Here is a 24810-nt window from a genome sequence, read left to right on the forward strand (position 1 = left end):
AAATATACAGGCTAACGGTCATGAACCAAGCAGATTGGTATCCTGACATTCCGGTTTCCGTGTATGCTTCTTGAACGGATTAGATGGTTGATTGTTACAGAAAGTTTATCTGTGGAGTGTTAATGAAATCTTAAAGTGGACGAGGGGTTAACAAATACAATAAGTAATGTAGTGGATTAAATTAATATAGATCTGTTTTCTAATGCTGTTTTTAACTGTTCGGGATTTTCGAACAGGATGGTATCTATACCAAACTCACGCGCAGCTTTTACATTACGTAAATTATCATCGATAAACAATGACGTATATGCATCTGCGTTATAGCGGTCCAGCAGCAGCTGGAAGAAGGCGTGGTCGGGTTTGCGCATTTTTTCTTTGCCAGACACTACGATACCGTCGAACCAGTGGAGGGACGGATACATGGCCCAGGCAATGGGAAAAGTTTCATCCGACCAGTTGGTGAGCGCGTATAATTTGTATTGTCCGCTTTCCTTCAGTTGATGCAATATATTTTTTGTGCCTTCAATTTCCCCGCCAAGCATTTCACTCCATCTGCCGTAATAGGCGCGGATGTTTTCTTCATGGTGCGGAAAGGTTTTCACCAACAGCTCAGTGCCTTCCGCGAGGGTTCTGCCTTCGTCCTGTGTTTCGTTCCAGTCGGAGCTGCATACATCGCGGAGGAAGGTTTCCATTTCTTCTTCTGAAGAAAAAATTTTACGGTACAAATGACGGGGATTCCAGTCGATCAATACAGCTCCAAGGTCAAATATAATTGTGTTGATCTTTTTGTGTTGCATAGGTTAGTATTTATTCAGGAAGTTCATCGGCTGCATCTTCAAGTAGCTGCAGGTCTACCGAGTCGCTGCCGGCAATGCCTTCAATAGAGCCTTTGATATGCGCTGCGTTGAGCAATACTTTTTCGAGTTGTTTTTCGCGTGCTTTCCAGAGTTTTTCCATGGCATCGCGCTCGCGTTGGATGGATAATTTCATAGACATAAACCCTTCCCGGATAGCCTTCCATTGTTCTGCAAATTCGCCACCGGTAAGGTATTCGTAGAGCATATGCATTTTATCCCCTTTGTTTTCCTGTGAGCGGAGCTTACCCGAAATTTTGATGATACCATCTCTCAGCACATAAGCCAGCGCTTTCACTTCTGCGAAGGTGCAGATCCAGATGCCTTCTTTTTCGCCAAACCGTTCCATGTCTTTCGGCATGGTTTGGGTAACAAGGATAGCTACATCCACTCCCTGGCTGCGCATGTCGGCTTTCAGTTTTTCTACCCAGTCTTTGATGAATTCTTTCGTGCGTTTGCTTTCATAGATGATGCGCCCGCATTCCTGTCCGTATTGATTGCGGATCAGCTGTATACAATCTGCTCCGCGGATGCCTTTGCCCACCGATGTTATTTCATCAAACGGGAAATGAAGACGCAGCATTTCTTCCAGTACCAGTTCCTGTGCCTCCCCCTGCAGTTGCGTGGAGCCTTGTTCTGCCCGGCGTTTCATTTCTTCCGCCAGTTTGCGTTGGTCTTCCAGTTGCTTTTCCAGTTCACGGAGGCGCATCTGGTGTTCTGTATCTCTCAGGGAGTTACGTTCAGATTCTTCTTTTCGTATCTGGTCGGCCAGTTCCGACCGGGCTTCCAGTAATTTTTTCTGCAGATCAATTTCCAGTTCCTGTTCTTTGGTTTTCAGGTCCTGCTCCTTGCGGAGGAACTCCAGTTCCTGTTTGCGGGCTTCCCGGAGCTTTTCCTCCTGTTCCTGGTTGGCTTCCTTTAGTGCTGCCAGCTGGCTGCCGAAATCGGCGGTGATGGATTTACGCAGTTCCTGCTCCATGGCCTCCTGGAGCTGTTTTTTTTCTGCAAGTACGCGGCGGGTCACTTCTTCTTCCTGCTGCTGCTTTAACGTTTCTATCTGCCGGCGTTCGAGTGCCATCTTATTCCTTTCAGAAAGAAGTGTATCTTTTTCCTCCTGGAGAGATTTCAGGCGGCGGCGCCATTCATCTTCCATTTTTCCCCGCATTTCTTTTTCTATATCCGCTGCAAAAGCATCCTCCATGACAAACTGGTGCTTGCAACTGGGACAGGTAATTGATGTTCCCATAGTATCTCAGTAAAAAATTACGTAAAGATAGGGGTTTGGTGGCCGGAATAAAAAAAGGAAGGCGCTTGCTCTTCCTTCCTTCTGCATCAATAATGGCTAAAACAAACAACGTTAGTCGGGTTTTTCAATTGGATAGCATTTCCTGGCGGGGGTAACAGCGGCAAGATGGGAAATGATTGTTAGACGGAAGTTAAGTGTGGGTTAGGGAATTGTTAAGGATGTGTTCCGGATATATTCGCAATTACCGATATGTGAACCCTTCTATGGCTTATTTATGGCTTATCCGGTTTTGGAGGGTGCCTGTAGCGGAGATTGCCAATAGCGAAAAAAGCCTGTTCCGGTAAGGAACAGGCTTTTTTATATACATTTAGCCAATGTTGTTATTGTGCCAGTAGCTTTTTCTTTTGCGCGTTATATTCTTCCTGGGTAAGGGCGCCCGAATCTAAAAGTTCTTTTAGCTTTTTTAATTCATCGGCAATAGAGCCTCCTGTTGAAGTACCACCCTGCTCTTTTTTGGCATATGCAGCAGGTGGAATGAGTTCTCCGCCGTCAACGGCATTATCTATTTCGATCCAATAGTTAACCAGCTCTCCAAAGCCAACCCTTGCAACAATGGTGTACCCTGTTTTCTTATTTCCATAAGCAATCAATGATTTTACCTTTGTTGATTTACCGGCCATATTTGTACCCGCATATCGCTTATTGCTATAATTGTCTCCGGAAGTTTCTGTTGCAAATCCTGCGGGCGACTGATAAATGAACGAAAAAGTTTTATTGGGCATGGATCCCTTTCCTATCTTAAGTTCATCGCCCGGTTTAACAGTCCATCCGGAAGGAGTAGTATATCCTTTTTCCACCAGGGCCTGCGCAGCCATTTGTTTTGTTCCGGGTTCTATTACTGTTGGTGCGTTCTGGGAGAAAGCCGCTACGGGGAATAATGCTGCTAATGCAAATAGAAATCTTTTCATGGTGTTAATTTCAGAGGTTATTATTTTGTATTGTTTTGTACACTTGTTTTAAAACAGGCCGGGCATCAATAAGTTATGTCCTGGGGTTATGAAGTAAAGTATGGGTGAATTACTCTTTTCATCTGCTACAAATAATAGGTATATAAACCTAATTTACAAAAATCTTTATATAACTATCCTTATCAGGTAATTTTTACGGACGAATCAGGTCAAGACAAACCCTGCCGTGGATTGCCGCTGTAGTAAGTCTTAAAAAAAGCCTGTCCGTTACCGGAACAGGCTTTTAGGCATAGGTAAAAAGGATCAGTTTTTTATCAGTTTAACCGAAGGCACGCGCCAGTATTGGTTGCCGGAAGTCATAGTGGCCAGAAAGCCTAACGAAACGGTTTGTGGCTGGGCGAGGGTAAACTGGCACTGTGCGGTTCCGTTCACGAACCTGGTGGTGGTAAATGCGGTGTATCCTGCTGTAGTGGAGAGGTCACTGATGTCCGGCAGCGTATTGCCGGCGGCGGCTACCACGTATACCGGGTCAAGCGCTTCTGTGTAGTAGTTCACCAGGAAAATATAGTTGCCGGCAGGTAAAGTAACCGTTTGATAAATTTTACCATTGATGATATTAGCAGTTCCGCTCCATCCGGATTCCATTACCAGGCAACCGCCGGCATCTGCTGCGTAGCCACCAAAACCGGAGTGGTTCATTACGTTGGCGCTGGTGATCCAGGGCGCAGCCAGGGTGCCCCATCTGCCGCCGTCGTAGGTGGCCCTTGCAAAAGGACCGGTATTCTGAAGGTATTGGGCGGTTACATCGGCTTTTACGCTATGGTCCTGGAAGGCGACATAAAAGGTGTCAAACGCCGTTGTATTGGGCAGGTATGCCGTTTGGTAACTGATTGCATTGCCTGATTTAAAAGCGGGCAACGAAGTGGTGAAGGCGGTACTGCCGGACACGATCACGGTATCGTGCAGGTTACCGGCGTTATCTTCATACTTTATCCGCATGTTCACCACGCCGGCATCTGCATTCACATCTGCCCAGCTGATCAGGGCGGAGCCATCGGGCTGCATTTCCGCATTGGCGATACCCCGGTTAATGAGCGCGCTTTCGTATAGCTGTCCGTATACGTTAGCAGCAGTATTTACCGGGATAGAAACGTGACCGGCGGCATCGTAAGTCCGGATCTCGAAGTTCATCAGTCCTTCCGGCAAATTGGGGATAATTACCTTTGCGGTGTCCACACCGGCGGTTCTTTTAACGGCTACTTCAATAGAATCCTGGCGGCTGTTCCAGAATACTTTGTAACTGGCAATCTTGGGATCTGAGGTAAAAAGACCGGTAATCATCACCCTGCTTTTACCGGAAAACGCCACTACGGAGTCCATTTTTCCGGGATAGGTGATGGCTCCGCCGGTCATATATTTATCCCTGTAGTCGTCCATTTTAGAGCAGGCGCTTATAATTAACACCAGTGCCAGAATGATACAGGAAGCTGTAAGTTGATGCTGTTTCATTTGTTTTAAATTTCGTTGATTGATCATAACTAGTTACCCCACAATGTAAACTCCGCGATATTGATAAAGTAAGATCCCTGCCAGTTCGACAAGCTCCTTATCCTGATGTAGCGGTAAGGGGTTTGTCCTGCAGGAAAATCAAACTGCCAGCCGTTGTAAGCCAGTGTTTGGTCCGATGCGGTTTCAGTGGCATAAGGAGATCCGGATGGTTTTACAACATGACAGGTAGTTAGTTTGGTCCAGCTTTCATCCAGGTCGCCGCTCAGGCTGGGGGCGTTGGAAGCCCATATTTCAAAGTCTTTCACATTGCCTCTTACATAGTAGTTGTCGCCAACCTCTTTGTAGGGATTTACCTGCATACGGCTGAAGATGTGCGCCTTGCCAAGGTCCAGCGTTACTGTTTGCGGACTGCCGGCCTGTTCCACGGTAAACAGGCAACGTGGCCATCCCGGGTGTAAGTCGCCATCGAAGATGTACCGTACATCTGTTCTGCCACCGTTATTCAGGATCTCTGCATCTTTTGGCAATACGTAGTTGCTCCAATCTGATTTTGGTAACAGTTGTTCAAAAAATGGGGTGAGTGATACAAACAAGGTATCTGAAAAATTCATCCACCGGTCTCTTACCACAAAGGCGTAATTTCTTTTAACGGCAGGTTGTTCCCTCACTGCGCTTTTGATCACCGGGTCATTGCTGTATACATTGTCCATTCCCGATGTTTGTACCCATTTTCCGGTACCGGACGTATCCACCAGGGGAATGATCGCTAAATTTTCCAGCGTTGGATTATTACAGGTAAGATTGAATCCGCCGAACGTGGCCTCTATATCCAGAGATCTGTAAGCCAGGTTAATAGCAGGTGTCAGGGGATTCACCGTAACAGTTACGGCCGGGGAGGATATCTCGCTGGAGTTTACGCAATACAGTTTAATAGTGTGCGCCAGCGTATCACCGAAACCATCCACCGTCAGGTTATTTTCATAGTGCGAAGCTTTCACCTCTGCCGGATGACCGGGAGAAGTTTCATACACGGCTTTTACATAGGAAAGATCTGCATCGGGCGGCAGGGAATACGTGATCACTGACTTACCATTTGTGTTCGCTACTGTTATTCCAGTTACCACGCCGGGAGGATTGGTATTGGTAATAATGGCTTTATTGAGCTCATCTCTTTTACAACCTGATATCAGCATCAGGAAAAAGGCTGTATATAAGATTGTACCTGGTTTTATTGTTTTCACTTCTTAATGATTTAATGTTAATACATCCGCACGGTGTGCAGGTTACCAGTTAGGATTTTGCACCAGGTTGGGATTCGCCAGCAGGTCGCTTTCTTTTATCGGCCACAGGTAATCGCGGGGGGCTACGAAATGCCTGGAGAGAAAAGAAATTTCGCGGTAATACAGTTCTGCCGTTTGACCGCTTACTACCCAGCCGGTGATATTGCCGCTGAGTTCCTGTGCAGCAGTTTTCCAGCGTAGCAGATCCCAGTAGCGATGTCCTTCAAAACAAAGTTCAATAGCTCTTTCCCGTTGGATGATGGAGCGCATTCCTTCTTTAGTAGTGTATTTGGATGGGTTCCGGCTGTAACTTGCCCATGAGCTTTGCACGGTTTGCAAGCCAGCCCTGGCCCTTATCTTATTAACATAATCATATACATCTTCGGTAGGTCCCTGTGCTTCATTCAGCGCTTCCGCGTAGAGCAGATACAGATCTGCCAGGCGTATTTCGGGATAGGGATAAGATGGGTAGGTGACCGTGTTCCAGTCCATATGCCAGTTCACTACTTTCTTCATATAAAATCCTGCTATGGGCACCGGCGACGATTGGCTCAGTTCACTGCCGCGGGCCATCAGCCAGAAGGTATTCTCATCGCTTTTCGACGGGCTGTTGGCCATGTACCAGATGCCTCTGTCAAATCCCAGGTCGGCATAATATCTTGGTTCCCGGTCGAAATTTAAACGGGCAGTAGTTTCACCTTCCTTGATGTTAAATCTTTCGGCATGTGAACCTACCCGCAGTGCAGCGATATTTGAAAAGTCGAGTGTTTTATCTTCATCGATCGGAACGCCGTTTCGCGTGTAAAACATTTTAGCCATCTTGATAGTGGGCCCCAGTAAGGGATGTCCTCCCGTTTTTGATGCCACGGCATTTACAAAATCAAACTGCCCTATACCACAGCGTTGCAGGAAGGTGCAACCCCAGGTAACGCCGCTGGTAGAACCCCATACCAGTTCGCTGTTCCAGGGTTCGCTCATAGAGTTGCGGATGCTCATTTGCGTCATAGTGGTGTCGCTCAGCGGTATCGTTTGCGCGGGGAAAGTATACAAACGGATGCCTTGTGCAGTGCAGAGGTCTACTGCTTCTTTACAGGCGTCTGCCGCGCGTTGCCATTTTGAGGCGTTGAAAACAGTATTAAAAAGTTGTACCCCGTCTTTATTTTTAAAAGACCCGTAGTCGGAGTTGCCGTTGAATAACGGGCTGGCGGCAGTTACTAACAATTTGGCCTTTAAGCTTAATGCGGCGGGCTTTGTAACACGCCCTAATTCTGAAGAGACATTGGCGATACTTACCGGCAGGTTCACTGCTGCGGCGTCGAGCAAACCAGCGATATAATCTACTACCGAATCTACCGGCTGGCGTTTAACAAACATCTGCTCAAGAGAAGCGCTGATGGGTAAATTTTTGTCTATCAGCGGTATAGGACCATAAGCCCTGAACATAAGAAAATGATAGTAGGCTTTCAGGAAGGTGACTTCCGCCACCCACCTGTTCCTGGTGTCGATGTCGAGATCTACTACTTTACTTACATCGCTTACATTCTCCAGGAAAATATTACAATCCCTGATAGCCTTGTAGCAGCTCACTCCATCCCTGTCGCCGGTCATGTAGTTGGCGATAGGATTTGATGTATTCTGGTCCCCATAATCCAGCCTTAATACATTGGTCGACCTGATAGCATTGGTTGGATCCAGCACAAACACCTCATCACTGGCCGAAAGCCCTACGTTGTAAGTAGGATCGTAGTTTACAGGAATGTATGCATAACAGGAGAACAAATATTTTTCTGCTTCCGTTTTGGAAGTAAAAGCATTATCGATGGTGGCTACATTATCCGGCACTACATCCAGGAAAGGTTTTTTACAGGCCATTCCGGAAATGATCATAATGAGCAGGCAGATGATGGAAGCGGCAATACGATGCCCGGTGTTACTGTAAGCGGGTGTGCTTACCAGGCTGTTGCTATTAAACTTATTATCGTTCATATGATTAAATGCTTTATTTGAATGTTAGAAACCTACAACTACCCCAACGTTATATACCTTTTGAACAGGGTATCCCAATCCTGATGCGCCCATTTCCGGGTCCCATAGCTTAAAGGCGCTGATGCTGAATAAATTCAGGCCATTGGCATAAACGCGTCCACTGCTCAGGTGTAGTTTCTTCAAAAGCTGACCGGTAAGGTTATACCCGATTTCTGCTGATTTCATGCGTAAAAAGGAGCCATCCCTTAACCACCAGGTAGATGGTTGCGTATTATTTTCGGAGATGGTATTACTTAACCGCGGCCAGAAAGCATAGGAGTTGCGGTTATCTTCCGACCAGTGGCTGTCGGCAATAACTTGCAGCAAACCATTCTGGTAGCCGCCGTTCAGATAGAACGGAGTGGTATTGGCGGCGTTAATGATGAAAGACGACCTGGCGGAACCCTGGAAGAAAGTGCTCAGATCAAAATTTTTGTATCCAACAGAGAAACCGAAACCGTATATAATTTCCGGCGTGGTAGGATAGCCGATCGGTACATAGTCGGCATCGGTAATTTTTCCATCTCCGTTAATATCCCGGTATTTAATGTCCCCGCCCATAATACTGCCATATTGCAGAGGAGAGTTATTTACTTCCGCCTGGTCAATAAACAGTTTTTCTGCAATCAGGCCATAGATCTGGCCAAGCGAGTTGCCTACTTTCGACAGGTTCCGGTTATTTTCTGCGTACTGTGGTTCTTCATTTACCAGCAACTTACTTTTAGCATAGGTAAAGGTACCGCGTGCCTGTATCCAGAGGGAATTATTAAATGTTTTACGGTAATCGGCTGCCAGGTCTATTCCCCTGCTGTATGCCTTTCCTGCATTGGATGAAATATTTGCCTGTAATCCCATGGAACTGGGCACCGTGCCTCTTACCATGAGGATATTGGAACGGTTTTGTTCATAAGCATCTACTGTAATAGTGAAATCTTTGAACAGGGTGAGGTCCATCCCGATATTGGTTTGTTTCGACAACTCCCAGGTGATATCGCGGTTCTCGTAACGGTTGATGGCTACGGTAGGCCGGTTGTAGGTGAAGTTGGTACCGAAGTATCCTGTTGAAGCGCCGTTTAAATTAACATCCGAGAGATAAAAGAAACGGTCGGTGGCGCTGCCTATCTGGTCGTTACCCACCAGTCCGTACGTGAACCGGAACTTCAGCTGGTTAACGGTATTCGCCAGCGGCTGAAAGAATTTTTCGTTAGATACGATCCAGCCTCCTCCCACAGAAGGGAAAAATCCAAACCGGTGGTTGGCGGCAAATCTTTCAGAGCCGTTGTATCCGAAGTTAAATTCAAAGAGATAACGGCTGTCGTAGCCATAGGTGAACCTGCCGGATATACCCTGGTTGCGGGCCGGCAAAGAAAGCTGCAGGGTGGAGGCATTGCCGGTCAGGTAATTGCGGATGGTACCAATCACCATACCTCCTACGTTGTGTACCTTATCGAAGATCCTGGAATAGTTTACGGCTGCTTCGGCGTAGGTCGTAGTGTTTACATTTTTATCGCCTGGTGTATAGGTGAGGTACTCGGTGGGAGTTGTTCCAACGCTTCCCACGCTACCATCGTTGATCAGGTTTAAGCCGGTAAATTTTCCGTCCAGTGACCCTGCCTGGTAATAATAGGGGCTATACTGGCGGGAAACGGCAAAATTTGCGTACCGGCCGGTATATGCCATCATCCTAGCGGAAAGGCCGGGCGTAATGGCTGCGAGGTCCTGGCGCAAACTGAGCTGGGCTGTCAGTGTGCTGGTATTGGTGGCCTGGAATCCGGAAAGCGATTGGGCATAAGGGTTTACATATAACCCGCCGCCACCCGGTACCAGGGCATTTCCAAACAGGGGGTGTTTGGCATAGGGCATGAGGTCCGATGGGTATACTGCCGGAAATGCCACCGGGTTGCTCCAGATGGCATTATTAAAGGTAGCGGCGCCGCCGCCGATAGGGCCGTTATAGTCATCGAACTGCCCTTTCAGGCTCACCAGTGCTTCTGTTGTTTTGGTGAGATTTAAAGTAACGTTTGATAAGATGGAATAGGATCGGAGCTTGATGTTATTGTTGAAATTATTCAGTGCGTTTTCCTTGAGGATACCATTATCAATATTATAGGTCATGGCCAGGTAGTACTTTGCCTTGTCTGATCCCCCGCTGGCATTGATGTTAAAACGCTGGTTGGTGGTGCGGTCCTTGATCAGCTGTTGAATCCAGTTGTTGTTAGGATATAATAGCGGGTCGTCTCCTGCAGCGGTATGATCGATCTTATTTTGTGAGTATGGCAATACGCCCAACGGGTTCCTGGTTAGCACTGCCTCGTTGGCGAGCTTCATATAGGTGATATTATCGGACAGTTTAAAATTTTGTGTGTTGGCAGAGGTAGAATTTTCCATGCGGAAATTGAAACGCATTTTTCCCAGGTTCCCTGTTTTCGTAGTAACCAGTATCACGCCGTTGGCGCCCCTGGCTCCGTACAGCGAGGAAGCCGTCGCGTCTTTCAACACAGAAAAGCCGGCGATATCATCTGGTTGCAGCCGGGCAAGATCCCTGGAGGAGGATTCTATGTTGTCAATTAAAATAAGCGGGTCCACTTTTCCTGCACCAAAGGTACCCACGCCTCTTACAAAGAACTGTGCATTGTCGGCTCCGGGTTCGCCACTGCGCTGGTAGGAAATGACGCCCGGAATTCTGCCGGCGAGCATCGTGGTGAGGTTCCCGGTAGGTCCTTTCAGTTCTTTTGGGTCAATGGCGGTAATGGAACTGACCATACTGGATTTCTTCTGGGTGCCGTAAGCTACTACCACCACATCTTTAATGGTGTTGTCTTTCGGCGAGAGTAATATCTCGTAATCGCCCACGATATTTTTAACGGGTACCTCTCTCGGTACGTAGCCTACGTATTGCACCACCAGTATTCTGTTATCACCGGTGATTTTTAGTTTAAAACGGCCGTCCTGGTCTGTTTTAGCGCCGGTGGTGGTTCCTTTCAGCATCACTGTCGCCATGGGCAAAGGCGTCCGCGTATCTTCGGCAAGTACCAGGCCTGCTACCTGGCGGTCCTGCGCAGCGCCGGGATTCTTTTTTTCGGCCGGACTGGCATCGTCGGCAGCGGGTTTGGGTCCCCGTTTAATCAGCACCACGTTTTTCTTCAGCTCGTACAACAAACTGCGGCCTCTCAATATTTCGTTCAGCACGGTGGCCACTCTGGCATTCGTGTAGTCGATGGGACCACTGATTACCTCGTTTTTCAGCAGGTCGTCGCTGTAAAAAAAGGTAAGGTCTGTTTGTTTTTCAATCACCTGGAAAATGCCTTCCAGCGTCATATTACTTCCTTTGATAGTTACCGTGGAGGCAGGAATTTGCTGACTTCGTGCATTTAAGTGTAGAAAAAAGAGCAAAAAAATGGTGATACACACCCTGGACCCGGCAAAAAAACGCCGGCCAGTATTCAATAACGGGATACTTCTTTTCATTTTCCTTGTTTGGTTGACAATGACTGTAACGTGGTAACGATGGGTGCCTGCTTTTTGTGGTGCACTATACTAAGACGACGCATTTTAAAAACGGGTGAATGAAAAACGTTATCCCGCTTGCTTAAAAAAATTAATAATTGTCAAACTAACATTTTATCAGACAAACGACTTATATTTAATTTCTATGTCCCAAATGAATATTATCCGCGTTATCTGATCAACCAGCCTAAAAAGTATTTTTATGCCTGAATATCCGGGAGATGAAGTCATACTTGCGTTATTACAAACTGGAAATGCCGGTGATGCTTTTGAGTTTATTTTTAAGAAATATTACCGGTTAATGTGGGCAAAAGCCTATGTCGGCACCAGCGATCCGGTGGCGGCAGACGATCTTGTGCAGTTGGTATTAAGCGGTATGTGGGAAAAGAAATTGTACCGGAATATAAAAGGTTGTCTTAAAAATTACCTGCTCACAGCAGTCCGTAACCAGGTGAATGATTATCATAAGGTGAAGCAAAGGGCATTGAAGAAGATTGAGAAATATGCGGAAACGGTTGACCAGTCTTACCAGCACGAATCGAATATACTTAAAGAAAGGGATATGGAAGACCGTTGGAGCGCGCAGGAGCAGCTTCACCGGCAGTTGCATGAATTGCTGAGCGAGCTTCCGGCTCAACGTCAGCGGGCATTTACCCTGGTGTACATGCAACAAAAGAAGTATCATGAAGTGGCCGACAATATGGGCATCAGCATCAATTCACTGAAAACCCATCTTAAAATGGCTGTTAAAACACTGCGCACCAAACTGCATCCACCAGTGTCGGAATGAAATGTACTGCAAGCGTTCACCTATCTTCTTAAGTTTACTATCAATGACCTCTGATAAACAACATATTGATCAATTAATGCTGGAAAAGCTAACCGGGAGTATTTCCGGGGAAGATGACCATGCGCTGCAGCAGCTCATGGCAGCCGATCCGGCATTGAAAGATGCGTTCAGTTGTTTGCAACAGCAATTCAATGAGCCTGCTGCAAAACAATACCTCGATCAATTGGATGAATCGCAGTTGTGGGAAGAAAGAAAACACCTGTTTAAGAAGAATAATGCCCGCAACATGCGGGTACTGTATTGGGCTGCTGCCGGCATATTGTTGCTGCTTGTAAGTGCTTTGTACTTTCTTTTTCCCAGGGAACAGCCGCGGCAACCGGTTGCTGCTATAAAAAGCGCCGCGCCGGCTAACAGTGTTATCCTGCAGATGGCCAACGGACAAACCATTGTGCTTTCCGATACCACGCAGTCATCGTTGCTCAATATCGGCTCTGCGCAGATGCGGGTGTCGTCCAAAAGCCTGCAATACGAGGCCGCAGGTACCGACGCACCTACTGCGATGAACCTGTTGCAGGTGCCGGCAGGGAAAGACTATAAGCTTACGTTGCCAGACAGTACAGAAATATGGTTAAATGCGATGTCTGAAATCAGGTTCCCGGTATCGTTCAATGGCCGCACACGTGAAGTGTTTGTAAGCGGTGAAGCCTATTTTTCTGTCCGCAAAGATATTAACCGCCCTTTTATTGTACATACCGGGCAGTTTTCTGTTAACGTACTTGGTACTGCTTTTAATATCAACACCTACAGCAGCAACAGCCCCCGACTTTCGCTTTCTTCGGGTAAGGTTTCCCTGAAAAGTAAAACCGGTAATCAAAGCGTACAGTTGTCGCCGGGATATGAAGCCATTTACAATCCTCAACAAGGCAATGGTTTCAGGGTGGATGAATTCAATGCAAGGAATACGCTTGCCTGGATGGAAGGAAAATATTACTTCAGGAATACCAGCCTGAAAGAAATTGCAGTGGTGATCAGGCGTCTGTTTGACGTGAAGGTACAATTCACTGCGCCGGGTGCGGAAAACATCACGGTGAGTGGGGTGCTTACCAAAAAAGAAGGGCTGCCGGAATTTATGGATAACCTGTCGAAAACTACGGATATCAAATACCAGTTGACGGGCAGCGTGCTTCAGATCCTATGAGACGCCGCCCGCTTATGATGTACGCCGCACTAACCCTTTAATTGTTTCCTATGATGGAAATTATTGTCCATAAGACAATTATACTATCAATTTCAACAAATAAGCCATCGGTTAAAAGCGGGTCCCTGTATTTTTGTTTTATTAACAGGTGCTTTAACCCACTACGCGCATTTGTAACAGGAAAAATCATTCAACATGAAAAAGAAAGTATTTAATCTTGTCATTCTGCTATTGTTTACCCTCACTGCTTTTACGCAAGGCACTATTGAGCATGCACCGCCTGGTTTTGATACCCTGCATGCAGCTATACCGCATGGCCGGATCGATACCATCAGCTATAGCTCCGTAACCGTAGGCAATCCGCGCAAAGCGCTGATATACCTGCCGCCGGGATTTTCGAGGAAGCATAAATACCCTGTGTTATACCTGTTGCATGGCATTGGCGGCGACGAAAAAGAATGGCTGAACGGCGGCACGCCCCATGTAATACTCGATAACCTGTATGCCGAAGGGAAAATTGAGCCTATGATCGTTGTTATGCCTAACGGAAGGGCCATGAAAGATGACCGGGCTACGGGTAATATAATGGCTCCCGATAAGGTGCAGGCGTTTGCCACTTTTGAAAAAGATTTATTGAACGATCTTATTCCCTATATACAAAAGAAGTATCCTGTTTATACCGACAAGGATCACCGGGCCATCGCCGGGTTGTCGATGGGAGGAGGCCAGTCACTGAATTTCGGACTGGGTAACCTGGATACATTTGCATGGATCGGCGGTTTTTCGTCTGCTCCAAACACGAAAGCACCGGAGCAACTGGTACCGGATCCTGCCAGTGCCAGGCAGAAAATAAAACTACTCTGGATCTCCTGCGGCGCCAGCGACGGATTAATTTCTTTCAGCAAGCGTACACATGATTACCTGAAAAAAAACGATGTGCCGCATATCTATTACATTGAACCGGGAGTACATGACTTTAAAGTGTGGAAGAACGGGCTGTTTATGTTTTCGCAGCTGATCTTTAAACAGGTGGATACTACCACCTTCTCAAAGTACCCGGTGGTAGGCGCCCCTGCAGCAACCAATGTGCGCAATGCAAAGTATCCACAGGTAATGGCAGACCATCGCGTTGTTTTCCGCGTCAAAGCGCCGGAAGCCCGGAGAGTCCGGGTTGACCTGGGTCGCAAATATGACATGGTGAAAGACACCGGTGGTGTATGGACCGTAACAACAGATTCCATCGGCGAAGGATTTCATTACTATTCGCTGCTGATAGATGAAGTAGCCGTTGCGGACCCCGCCAGTGAAACCTTTTACGGCATGGGAAGAATGGCAAGCGGTATTGAAATACCGTTTGCCGGCGGTAACTATTATGCGTTAAGAGATGTGCCGCATGGAGATATCCGTATCAAAAAATATTTCTCAAAGGTTACCGGTTCATGGCGGCAGTTGTATATCTACGTTCCCCCTGGTTATGATGCAAATACAAACGGAAAATATCCCGTGCTCTATATTTTGCATGGCGGTGGCGAAGACGAAACCGGGTGGGCTACGCAGGGTAAAACGGATCTGATCCTGGATAACCTGATTGCTGCAAAGAAAGCCGAACCTATGCTGGTGGTGATGCCTGATGCCAATGTAGGTGGCACTGCTTTCGACGAATCCGCCTTGAAGACATTTGAATCGGAACTGAAGGAGGTAATTATTCCCCTGGTAGAAAAAAATTATCGTGTGGAAGCGACGGCAAAGAAAAGGGCATTAGCCGGATTGTCGATGGGCGGCATCCATACGCTCTATACAGGTATTAAAAACACGGATCTGTTTTCTTCCCTGGGTGTATTCAGTTCTGGCTGGATACAGTCGCGGCAGGCCGGTATTGCGGATGCGCAGTACGATTTTATGAAAGCCAATACCGCCACGATTAACAATAATTTGAAAACGCTGTGGATTGCAATGGGAGGAAAGGAAGATATCGCCTACAAGAATTGTCAATTGATGCTGGCAAAATTGGATGAGCTGAATATAAAGCATACCTATAGCGAATATCCAGGCGGCCACACCTGGCCGGTATGGCGGAATAACCTGTTCAACTTTGCGCAAGTGCTTTTTAAGTAGCGGGCCGGTTTTTGCCCAAAAACAAGAGGCAAAAAATGGTTACTTACCCAGGCGTATGGGAGCACCACCTATCTTACCGGCGTTTCACATGCAACAACGGGAATGGACAAGTAAGTATACCGGATTTTATTTATCTCCCCCAAATCCGCATTACCAAAAAACGCATGATGGAGCCATAATGCTCCCGGAATATACTATATTTGTGCTATAGCGAAGATCTCTTTAAAATCCAGATCAGTATATCTATTCGTGATTAAATAGGTTATTATATTTATGTCCACGTCTGAAGAATCACCTACTTTTTTAGCCAACGGTGATAGAGATTCATTTAACGACTTATACAAACGGTATTGGGAAAAATTATTCATTGTTGCCAATAAGCACCTGAAAGATGCAGTGGCAGCAGAAGACGTGGTACATGATGTATTCTTAAGTTTGTGGAACAACAGGAAGAAGGTGGAAATAGGCCAGTTCGAAAACTACCTGGTAACGGCAGTCAAATACCAGGTGCTCACCCAGATCAGGAAGAAGGCTTACGCCCGGAAATATACCAGGGATGCTGCTATGGACAACCATCCTGAATTAGTACCCGAAATCAGTGATGCCGTACATAACAGGAGGATACTGGAACTTGTATATAAGGAAATAGACCAGTTACCGGAAAAATGCAAGCTCATCTTTCAATACAGCCGGGAAGAAGGAATGAGCTCAAGGGAGATTGCCCAAACACTGAACATCAGCAAAAAAACAGTGGATAACCAGATCCATAAAGCTCTGGAACGTTTAAAGTTCCGGCTCAGGCATATGCTTTTTTCATTTTTAGGATAATAAAAAGCGCCGGTACCTTTGCAAAGGTACCGGCGCTTTTTATTTGTTTTTACCAGCCAAAATTTTGTACCAGTTTACCACCTCCCTTATCTATTTCTGTTTGAGGAATTGGCATAAGATAGTGCCGCTTTGTAAACACGCGTCGCTGTATGGTGGTGAGCTTGTAAAACACGGCGAGGCCTGCTTCCTCGCTACCCGGATCAAATCCGGTAGCCTGTAGTTCGCCTGAGGAGGGCCGGGCATTCATACCATGCACATCCCCGTTATCTACATTTTCAGCGATCAGCCAGCGGCGCACATCCCAAAAACGTTTTCCTTCAAAGGCAAACTCCACGCGCCATTCATTCTGGATTCGTTTTCGCATTCCCGCTTTTGTATTATCATTTGTGCCGCTCACCGGTAATGCCGGCATCGATACGCGGGCTCTTACTTTATTGATGGCGTCGTACATATCCTGGCTGGGAGCATCCAGGTATTCATTCATTGCTTCGGCATAAATAAGATAAATTTCGGCCAGTCGTATCACCGGGAAATTCCTGTTGCCATTTCCCCCTCCCCTCAGGTTTACACCAGGGTCACACCATTTTCTCCAGTTATACCCGCTCTCGCAATTGGTGCCTGATTTTGGCCATCCATCAGAAGCCCCGCCATTGTTGCCAAAGTAGGCATATTTTAACGGGCGCCTGTGGTTGGCGGAATCCCAGAAGGCATATTGAAAATTGATGCTGGCATAGAAACGCGGGTCCCTGTTTTTGTACATGTTGGAAATATTTTTTGCCTGCCGGTATGCTTTCCCGTCCCAGAGAGGGCCATCCCAGAAACCATCTTTAGTATAACCCGAATGGACGTCGGTAATTGGCAGCCCGTTGTTCATTTCGTAGGCATCTACCATTTCCTGGAATACGCTGAATTTACCATTTCCGCCGGCCGACTGTGCATCCTGCCCATTCGGCTGCATCGTCTGGTCCAAATCCCTGGTGGAGCCTATCAAATAGGGTAAAATGGTTTCCTTATACTCACGGGAGTAGAACAGGCGTGCATAGTTATCTATCGGGTTCGATGGATTGGGATTGTTCAACGCATATACATTCATATCCAATACTGCCTTTGCTGCATCGGCTGCCTTTTTCCATTTTTCCTTATCATAAGTTTGTGGAAAGAGTTGTGCACCGTCTGTATTTTTTATGCCGGCGTACATGGTATTCCCGTTAAACAAGGGGCTGGCAGCATATGCGAGCGTAATAGCTTTTAATGACATCGCGGCGCCACGGGTTATGCGCCCGGTTTCCCCTGGGTTATCGGTATAATCGATGGGCAACACCGGCGCTAACTGGTCCAGTTCTGTTACTATATAGTTTACCACCTCATCTACCGGCTTCCTGGTATTCAGTACATCAGGAATACCTTCGCTTACATCCGTAACATCGTCTCCCAGCAGCGGCACTGCACCATAGGATCTGAGCAGCTCAAAATATAATTTGGCCCTGAGAAAACGTACCTCTGCCTTATACTGGGGTATGCGGATGCTGTAGTAATCTGCCCGGTCTTGAGGAATCGGGGTGTTATCTATATTTTTCAGGAAAATATTGGCTCTTCTTATAAACTGGTAAGACCATCCCCAATTATCCAGCGAATTATCCGTAGGCCCCCAGGCGCCAGCGTTAAATTTCAACTCCGGCACATTTTCCCAGTGATTTTTGCATTCATCCGTACAGGCGCCCAACACTGTATTATAGTAGATGTTCGTGGTACTTGTATTTAACGACGTGTACATATTGGCCCAGGCCCGTTCCGCCGTATTTATATTATCGTAAATATCTTTTTCTGTAACAATTTCCTTGGGAACAACATCCAGATACTTCTTACAGGATATGGCTGTTACCCAGAGAAGCAGGAGTCCGTGGAATAATATTTTACGTGTCATTTGTTGTTGATTTTAATTTTATTCAGATAACAGGTGCCTGATCGCATTGATTTACTAAAATGAGAAGGTCAATCCTGTATTGATGACCCGCTGTTGCGGATAAGTGCCGGTACCGTCGCTGGCTATCTCCGGATCAAAAATTTTCAATTTATCCCAGGTAATGAGATTAATACCATTTACAAAAATCCTCGCATTACTGAATCCTATTTTATTAAGCCAGTAACGGGGAATATTATAGCCTATCTCTACTGTTTTTAAGCGCAGGTAATTGCTGGAGTAAATCCAGAACGTGGAATTTTGCTGGTTGTTGGTATTGTCCTGCGAAGAGAGGCGTGGATATTTATAATCGCCGTCAGGATTGGAAGCTACCCAGTGGTTGTCTTTCACATCTTCCAGCACACCTGCAAATCTTGAGAAAGGAAAGATACCAGACCCGTTCACCAGCAGGGAGCCGCCATAACCACCCTGGAATAATACACTTACATCAAAACCGGCGTAGTGGTAAGAAAAGCTTACGCCTAAAATAGAAGTGGGCTGGTTACGTTTACCCGGCAGGAAACCGGCATCGAGAGAGTTAATAATACCATCTCCATTAATATCCTTGTACTTGATATCGCCGGGCTGCACGGTTCCAAACACGGATTGTGAAGGGCTTTTCGCTATATCATCATTATTCTTAAAGAAACCGATGGCGGTATATCCATATATGGATCCCACTTCGCTGCCAGCCCTGGCCTGCCATTCCCTGCCTTTATAGTCCGGTTGCGCATAATAGGCTATCCTGTTTGTTGCGTACGAATAGTTAACACGAACGGCATAGCCCTGTTTCCTGAATTCGTGCCGGTGCTCAACAGACAGGTCGATTCCCTGTTTATTCACAATGGCGGCATTCAAAGCGGGTTGATTCAAAAGTCCCACGGTGGCCGGCACCAGTTCGGAGTTAATAAGAATGTCTTTACGTTTCTCCCTGAAATATTCTACGGTCATATTCAATCCTCCTTTCCATAATCCCACATCCAGTCCTACATCGGTTTTATAACCCTTTTCCCAGGTAAGGTTGGGGTTAGGAATCCGTTGCTCATAAGCACCGCCATAACCGGTACCATCACGGTTTACGCCAAACTGGTAGCCTGCATCATCAGGGTTCCACTGGCTTAGGTAAGAGAACCTTCCGGATGGTAAAGCATAAGTTCCGGTGATCCCGTAAGAGCCTCTTATCTTTACCTGGTCTACAAATGATAACCCCGGAGCGGAGCGGACAAATGATTCTTTGGCTATATCCCAGCCTGCAGAAACAGCAGGGAAAAACCCGAAGCGTTTACCGGACGGAAAGTTTTCCGCACCATTGTAAGCGCCGGAAAATTGCACTGTGTAGCGGTCATCATAGTTATACATCACCCTTCCTACAACGCCCTGGTTTTTATAGGGAAGCCCGGGAATAGCATTACTCACTCCGCCGCCAACGCCGTCAAAAAAGGAAGATTGGGTATAAAGCACCATGGCCTGTATGGTATGCCTGCCGAAAGTATTATCATAGTTCAGGTATGTTTCCAACGTGGTGCGCCTGGTGCCGTTGGCATTTACGTCATAGCCCAGGGTGCCATCCCCGTTTTCAATCACCTGGTAGGTGCCGCTTTTTGCGAGGTCGGTCACCGTATCGGCTACTACGCCTGGCAGTAACTTGTAGAGGAAAGTGCGCCTGGAAAGGCCCCGTTTCACGTTACGATAGCTGGTGTTGTCGAATGAGAGTCTTACTCTTGAGCTGAGTCCTTTCAGGAAATAATGCATATCCCATTTAAAGCCTGCGGTCGACTGAAGATTCGTTTCAAAGTTCCGTTGGTAGCCCGATTGGGTTAACTGCACATATGGAGAGGCCGGCACGGTATTAAATGCAGCGGGGCTGCCATCCGGGTTGGTAACCGGGTACCACCAGGCAGGCGCTGATTTAATGGCGTTAAAAATATCGCTTGCATTGGCGCCCGGGTAGTTCCTGTCGCGCACAATAGCGCCCAATCCCAGTTCCATGCTGAGATCTTTCGAGATCTGCAGATCAATATTGGAGCGGAAATTATACTTGTTGGTAATGGCCTGCATGTTGTATCCCTCGATCTGGTCTTCATACCGGTATAACCCGTTTTGTCTTAAATACCCCATGGATACAAAGTATTTGGCAAATTCATTACCTCCTGTAACGTTGATATTTCCCTGTTGCATGAGGGAGTAGGGCTTCAGCATGGCATCCATCCAATTTACATTGGGGTAGATATACTGGTAAGCGGGTTTGCTCCTGTTGCGGTAGTATTGCAATACGGAATCCGTGTACTGTATGGCCACCGGCAGCCCGTCATTGATTAGCCCTTCGCGGTACATGGTAAGCCCGTCGTAAGAGTCGGCATACTCCGGTAACCTGGTAGGGCTTTGCCATCCGTTTTGCAGCGTCACATTTATACGTGGCTTGGAAGTAGTACCTCTTTTGGTAGTAACCAGTATTACGCCGTTGGCGCCGTTGATACCATAAATGGCAGTAGAACCTGCATCTTTCAGGATACTGATGTCTGACACTTCGTTTGGATCGATATCACTGAAGGAGCGCTGAATACCGTCGACCAGGATAATGGGGCTATTGTTACCGGTGGTACTTAATCCCCTGATGAAGAGGTTGGATCCGTCAGCTCCAGGCTCTCCGCTGTTTTGCACCGTGATGAGGCCAGGTAACCTGCCGGCCAGCGCGTTGCTAATATTGGCTACGGGGCTTTGCCTTAGCTCCCTGGGTCCAATAGAAGCAATAGAGCCGGTAAGGTATTTCCGTTTTTGCGTACCGTATCCTACTACTACCACTTCTTCAATACTTTTTGCATTCAATTGCAGTACCACATCAATAGGAAAACGGGTAGTACTGAGCACACTGATCTCCTGGGAAATGTAAGTGGCATAGCTGATCACCAAAGTGGCCCCCGTATCGGGCACCTTTATAGTAAACTTGCCGGCATTGTTGGTGATGGTGGAGGTTTGTGTTCCTTTGATCACTACAGTAGCCCCCACCAGTGGTTCCCCTATGTTATTATAAGCGGTTCCCGTTGCTTCAATATACCGGCCCTGCCTGTATACAGGCTGAAGAGCAGGCTTTCCCCTGATCACAATTGTTTTGTATTTTAACTCATAACTAAATGGCTGGCTTTTGAAGATCTGCACCAGTATTTCTTCCAGCGGTTTATTCACCTCGTTAATAGTAACTGGTACCGCTTTTTTAAGCAGGTCGTCCTGGTATACAAAAGCATAACCGGTTTGTGTTTTGATCTTTTCAAAGATGGCTGGCAGCGACATGTTCGCTCCCTTTATTGTTACTGTTTGGGCCATAGTGGTGGCATTCACCTGGAAAGTGGCAACAAGAATAAAACAAGCAATTAACTTCATGGCTAGAAAGAACGAGGCATGGAAGGGCCGCAGACGTTTAAATCTGCCCCAAATGGAAATAAGATTCATTATCTTTATAATGTTTGGGTGATAAATGGTTGTAAAGTGATATTGTTACAGGCTGTTTGGACCCAAATGTTATCGTCCGGAAGTGTGACCGCACTTCCGGATTTATTTTTGGATCTGCATGTACGCGGAATTTTATGTACTATTCATTGGCATTAGATTCTTATTTGGTTGATACAATAACTTTATTTCCTTCCAGTTGATAATGCACTGTACCAGTAGCCTCCAAAATATCCAGCATCTGTTTTACGTCACTTTTCCTGGAAAAAACACCGGACAGGTTAATATTATCCATATTGCCCCTGTACTCTATTGAAACATCATACCAGCGTGCAATTTGCCGCATGATGCCTTTAATATCCATCCGGGTAAACCGGAATTCCCCGTTTTTCCAGGCAACCGCCCGCTCTATATCGGCTTTAGAAACTTTAAATTTCAGGTTGGTTTTTTCCAGTGTCGACTGTAAACCCGGCAATAGTGAGGCAGTGCCTGTGGAATAAGCGGTTTCCACTTTTCCCTCCAGTAATGTTGTTTCAATGGATGCTTCATCGTCGTAAGCCATCACGTTAAACTTTGTGCCGAGCACTTTTATCTTCATGGCATTGGGCAGCCCGGTGTTACGAACGGATACAATAAACGGAATTTTCCTGCCCTCTTCTGAAAGCACAGTGGCTACTTCAAAATATCCTTCTCCCGACAATTCCACTTCCCTGCTGTCTGCATTAAATGCTACCGGGTACCTGAGTGACGATGCCGCATTAAGCCAGGCTTTTGTTCCATCGGACAAGGTAACACAGTATTGTCCGCTTTTAGGGGTAATAATAGTGTTATAAGCCACCGATGACAACTGCACGTGTTCACGTGTTGGCACATAGGCTACCTTCCCATCTTCGGATTTAATGATCTGTATTCCGCTTTTGTTGTCGATAGGTCCATCTGCAGTACTATCCAGCTCAATTTGCCTCCCGTTTGCCAGGATCAGCGTTGCTTTGTTATTTCCGGCATCTCCCTTTTTTACTGTTGTTTTAGCGGCAAGCAGCGGTTTGTTGGAGAACACTCCCCTCTGGACCAGGAAATATGTTCCGATGCCCAGTATAACAGCCGCTGCTGCTGCGATTTTAAGCACTCCTGCGCGCTGTTTCTTCCGTTGCCTTATAGTGAGGTCTATACTTTTATCCAGGCGGTCATGTATCCTTTTTCCTATCTGCATTCTTAATGCTGCCAGTGCTTCATCTGCGGGAGCCTCTGCTGCGTCTGCCGAATAGAACCAATCGTTTACCAGCCGGGTTTCCTCCTCGTTGGCTTCCCCACGCAGGTATTTTTCTATAACGTGAATCGGTAAGTTCATAATAATAGAAGTATACTGAACGGGAGATGATACCCATGCGGAATAAAAAAAAGTGGGAAATATCCTGATTGTTTTAATTACGCCCGCTCCTGTTCCCTGTCTCAACAGGAGAAAAAATACTGGGTTTGATCATCAAGGGGTGCTCAATCAAAGACATCAGGAAGTGAACTGTATATTTCCGGGGATACGGTGAAAACACATCGCCGGAATAATATCCGGTTTTCAAAATGCAAATGCTCTACCATAAAGTATTTTAGTTAAAATCTATTGGAATTGCCATAAAGTGAGTAAGGAGTAGAGCTTTCAAGAAAATACGATGTTCCGGTGTGGGCTTAGGTTTCAGACAACAAAAATAAAAAAGGGTAATGCTTTAAAACATTACCCTTTCGTGTGCGAAGGAGGAGATTCGAACTCCCAAGCCCTTTCAGGCACTACCACCTCAAAGTAGCGCGTCTACCAATTTCGCCACCTTCGCATCTGGTAGAATGGGGTGCAAAAATAATGGCTTTTTTAAAATAAGCAAATTTATTTATTCATATTTTACTGAAAAGGGTCATTATTTCCGCAATAAGATCCGGAAAGTGGTGCCTTTATTTATTTCGGACGACTTCACATACAGCCGGCCGCGGTGATATTCTTCAATGATCCGTTTGGCCAGCGACAGCCCCAGGCCCCATCCCCGCTTTTTAGTGCTGAATCCGGGTTTGAACACTTTTTCGAAGCTCAGTTTAGGAATGCCTTTACCGGTATCGGCCACATCGATGGTGATAAAAGTAGGGTGGTTTTCTATGGTGATATCTATCTTTCCTTTTCCTTCCATCGCATCCAGGGCATTTTTTAATAAATTTTCCACTACCCAGTCGAAAAGCGGGGGTGAGAACATGGCGGGCAGCTCATCTTCTGCGCTGTGAACGGTGAGTATTACCTTCTGGGGCGCGCGTTTGCGGATGTAATTGGTCATATTTTCTATCTGTGCCACGATGTCTTTCTCTTCCAGTTTCGGTACGCTGCCTATTTTAGAAAAACGGTCGGTGATGAGTTTCAGCCGGTCTACATCTTTGGAAAGTTCTGTTACGATAGTGGCATTGGCTTCATTGTCGCGCAGGATTTCCAGCCAGGCTTCCATAGAGGAAAGGGGGGTACCCAGCTGATGGGCCGTTTCCTTGGCCAGTCCTACCCACACCTGGTTTTGGGTGGCGCGGTTGGTACTGGACAGGGCAAAGAGCACAATGGCAATGAAAAGGGTTACCACAATCAGCTGAATGTACGGGTAATAGCGGATCTGCCGGAGTATCAGCGAATCGCCGTAGTAGATGTAGTTATACAGTTTCTGTTTGGAATCCACTTCCATGATAAACGGCGGGTGTTGCTTTTTAAACGCCTGTAGTTCGTTGCTCAGGAAGTTGGGGTCCTGCATGATCCGCATGGAGTCGAGGTTACGGCTGTCCAGGATCTTACCGGTTTCATCGGTCAGTATCAGCGGGATGGTAGTGTTGTTGGTAACGATATCTACTGCCAGGTTAAGGTTGGCTTCGGAACTTGCCCGCAGGAGTTCGCGGTTGGCTTCCACCCAGGTAGCAACTTTTTTTCTTTCTTCTTCCTGAATGTTCCGGGATAAATTACTTACAAACCAGATAGTAGTGCCTATGATAAGCACTGCTATGGAGGCCAGTACAAACTTCCAACCGATATACTGTTTAAACATACTTCTAATTTAAGCCTTATTCGACTTACCTGA

Annotated in this window: 15 protein-coding genes and 1 tRNA gene; 4 read left to right on the forward strand and 12 right to left on the reverse strand. The window is 46.6% G+C overall.

The genetic code is table 11. The features are described from left to right. Window positions 1–176: 176 nt before the first annotated feature. The 7 genes from QFZ48_RS17400 to QFZ48_RS17430 form a co-directional block, all read right to left on the reverse strand. Window positions 177–797: an HAD family hydrolase gene (locus tag QFZ48_RS17400; protein WP_370908374.1), complete on the reverse strand. Its 621-nt coding sequence runs from the start codon at window positions 795–797 to the stop codon at window positions 177–179. Between the two features lie 10 nt (window positions 798–807). Further along, complete coding sequence (locus QFZ48_RS17405; protein ID WP_429050799.1) at window positions 808–2100, reverse strand: DUF2130 domain-containing protein; 1293 nt, start codon at window positions 2098–2100, stop codon at window positions 808–810. A gap of 380 nt (window positions 2101–2480) precedes the next feature. Next, window positions 2481–3068, reverse strand: a complete 588-nt coding sequence (locus QFZ48_RS17410) for an SHOCT domain-containing protein (RefSeq protein WP_429050798.1) — start codon at window positions 3066–3068, stop codon at window positions 2481–2483. Window positions 3069–3371: 303 nt separating this feature from the next. Beyond that, on the reverse strand, window positions 3372–4577 hold the full coding sequence (locus QFZ48_RS17415) for a DUF4998 domain-containing protein (protein ID WP_429050797.1): 1206 nt from the start codon (window positions 4575–4577) through the stop codon (window positions 3372–3374). Between the two features lie 29 nt (window positions 4578–4606). Further along, the gene (locus tag QFZ48_RS17420) at window positions 4607–5818 is read right to left on the reverse strand and encodes a DUF5000 domain-containing lipoprotein (protein WP_429050796.1); all 1212 of its coding nucleotides are present in this window, start codon (window positions 5816–5818) and stop codon (window positions 4607–4609) included. Between the two features lie 42 nt (window positions 5819–5860). Further along, window positions 5861–7843, reverse strand: coding sequence for a RagB/SusD family nutrient uptake outer membrane protein (locus QFZ48_RS17425; RefSeq protein ID WP_429063086.1), 1983 nt, complete (start codon window positions 7841–7843; stop codon window positions 5861–5863). 24 nt (window positions 7844–7867) lie between these two features. After that, window positions 7868–11350: a SusC/RagA family TonB-linked outer membrane protein gene (locus tag QFZ48_RS17430; RefSeq protein ID WP_429063087.1), complete on the reverse strand. Its 3483-nt coding sequence runs from the start codon at window positions 11348–11350 to the stop codon at window positions 7868–7870. A gap of 241 nt (window positions 11351–11591) precedes the next feature. On the opposite strand from QFZ48_RS17430, the gene QFZ48_RS17435 reads away from it, so the two are divergent. The 4 genes from QFZ48_RS17435 to QFZ48_RS17450 all read left to right on the forward strand — a co-directional run bounded on the left by QFZ48_RS17435 (window position 11592) and on the right by QFZ48_RS17450 (window position 16320). Next, entirely contained in the window at window positions 11592–12179 is a 588-nt protein-coding gene (locus QFZ48_RS17435; RefSeq protein WP_429050793.1) for a sigma-70 family RNA polymerase sigma factor, read from the forward strand. 43 nt (window positions 12180–12222) lie between these two features. Then, window positions 12223–13377, forward strand: coding sequence for a FecR domain-containing protein (locus QFZ48_RS17440; protein ID WP_429063088.1), 1155 nt, complete (start codon window positions 12223–12225; stop codon window positions 13375–13377). A 195-nt stretch (window positions 13378–13572) separates the two neighbouring features. Further along, window positions 13573–15492, forward strand: coding sequence for an alpha/beta hydrolase-fold protein (locus tag QFZ48_RS17445; protein ID WP_429063089.1), 1920 nt, complete (start codon window positions 13573–13575; stop codon window positions 15490–15492). A gap of 273 nt (window positions 15493–15765) precedes the next feature. Next, window positions 15766–16320, forward strand: coding sequence for an RNA polymerase sigma factor (locus QFZ48_RS17450; protein ID WP_429050790.1), 555 nt, complete (start codon window positions 15766–15768; stop codon window positions 16318–16320). A 49-nt stretch (window positions 16321–16369) separates the two neighbouring features. On the opposite strand, the gene QFZ48_RS17455 is transcribed toward QFZ48_RS17450, so the two are convergent. The 5 genes from QFZ48_RS17455 to QFZ48_RS17475 form a co-directional block, all read right to left on the reverse strand. Next, window positions 16370–18244, reverse strand: coding sequence for a RagB/SusD family nutrient uptake outer membrane protein (locus QFZ48_RS17455; RefSeq protein WP_429063090.1), 1875 nt, complete (start codon window positions 18242–18244; stop codon window positions 16370–16372). Between the two features lie 54 nt (window positions 18245–18298). Then, window positions 18299–21658, reverse strand: a complete 3360-nt coding sequence (locus QFZ48_RS17460; RefSeq protein WP_429050788.1) for a TonB-dependent receptor — start codon at window positions 21656–21658, stop codon at window positions 18299–18301. A gap of 229 nt (window positions 21659–21887) precedes the next feature. Continuing rightward, the gene (locus QFZ48_RS17465; RefSeq protein WP_429063091.1) at window positions 21888–23072 is read right to left on the reverse strand and encodes a FecR family protein; all 1185 of its coding nucleotides are present in this window, start codon (window positions 23070–23072) and stop codon (window positions 21888–21890) included. 391 nt (window positions 23073–23463) lie between these two features. After that, window positions 23464–23547: transfer RNA gene (locus QFZ48_RS17470), tRNA-Leu, on the reverse strand. A gap of 81 nt (window positions 23548–23628) precedes the next feature. After that, the gene (locus QFZ48_RS17475) at window positions 23629–24777 is read right to left on the reverse strand and encodes a sensor histidine kinase (protein ID WP_429050786.1); all 1149 of its coding nucleotides are present in this window, start codon (window positions 24775–24777) and stop codon (window positions 23629–23631) included. Window positions 24778–24810: the final 33 nt, after the last annotated feature.

Origin of the sequence: Chitinophaga sp. W2I13, assembly GCF_050434005.1 — a bacterium.
In the GTDB taxonomy this organism is placed as follows: Bacteria; Bacteroidota; Bacteroidia; order Chitinophagales; family Chitinophagaceae; genus Chitinophaga.

Coding starts and splice junctions, on each gene's coding strand:
- QFZ48_RS17415 (WP_429050797.1), bottom strand. CDS start 4,577: ATGAAACAGCATCAACTTACAGCTTCCTGTATCATTCTGGCACTGGTG.
- QFZ48_RS17405 (WP_429050799.1), bottom strand. CDS start 2,100: ATGGGAACATCAATTACCTGTCCCAGTTGCAAGCACCAGTTTGTCATG.
- QFZ48_RS17465 (WP_429063091.1), bottom strand. CDS start 23,072: ATGAACTTACCGATTCACGTTATAGAAAAATACCTGCGTGGGGAAGCC.
- QFZ48_RS17455 (WP_429063090.1), bottom strand. CDS start 18,244: ATGACACGTAAAATATTATTCCACGGACTCCTGCTTCTCTGGGTAACA.
- QFZ48_RS17410 (WP_429050798.1), bottom strand. CDS start 3,068: ATGAAAAGATTTCTATTTGCATTAGCAGCATTATTCCCCGTAGCGGCT.
- QFZ48_RS17435 (WP_429050793.1), top strand. CDS start 11,592: ATGCCTGAATATCCGGGAGATGAAGTCATACTTGCGTTATTACAAACT.
- QFZ48_RS17400 (WP_370908374.1), bottom strand. CDS start 797: ATGCAACACAAAAAGATCAACACAATTATATTTGACCTTGGAGCTGTA.
- QFZ48_RS17425 (WP_429063086.1), bottom strand. CDS start 7,843: ATGAACGATAATAAGTTTAATAGCAACAGCCTGGTAAGCACACCCGCT.
- QFZ48_RS17475 (WP_429050786.1), bottom strand. CDS start 24,777: ATGTTTAAACAGTATATCGGTTGGAAGTTTGTACTGGCCTCCATAGCA.
- QFZ48_RS17450 (WP_429050790.1), top strand. CDS start 15,766: ATGTCCACGTCTGAAGAATCACCTACTTTTTTAGCCAACGGTGATAGA.
- QFZ48_RS17440 (WP_429063088.1), top strand. CDS start 12,223: ATGACCTCTGATAAACAACATATTGATCAATTAATGCTGGAAAAGCTA.
- QFZ48_RS17460 (WP_429050788.1), bottom strand. CDS start 21,658: ATGAAGTTAATTGCTTGTTTTATTCTTGTTGCCACTTTCCAGGTGAAT.
- QFZ48_RS17430 (WP_429063087.1), bottom strand. CDS start 11,350: ATGAAAAGAAGTATCCCGTTATTGAATACTGGCCGGCGTTTTTTTGCC.
- QFZ48_RS17445 (WP_429063089.1), top strand. CDS start 13,573: ATGAAAAAGAAAGTATTTAATCTTGTCATTCTGCTATTGTTTACCCTC.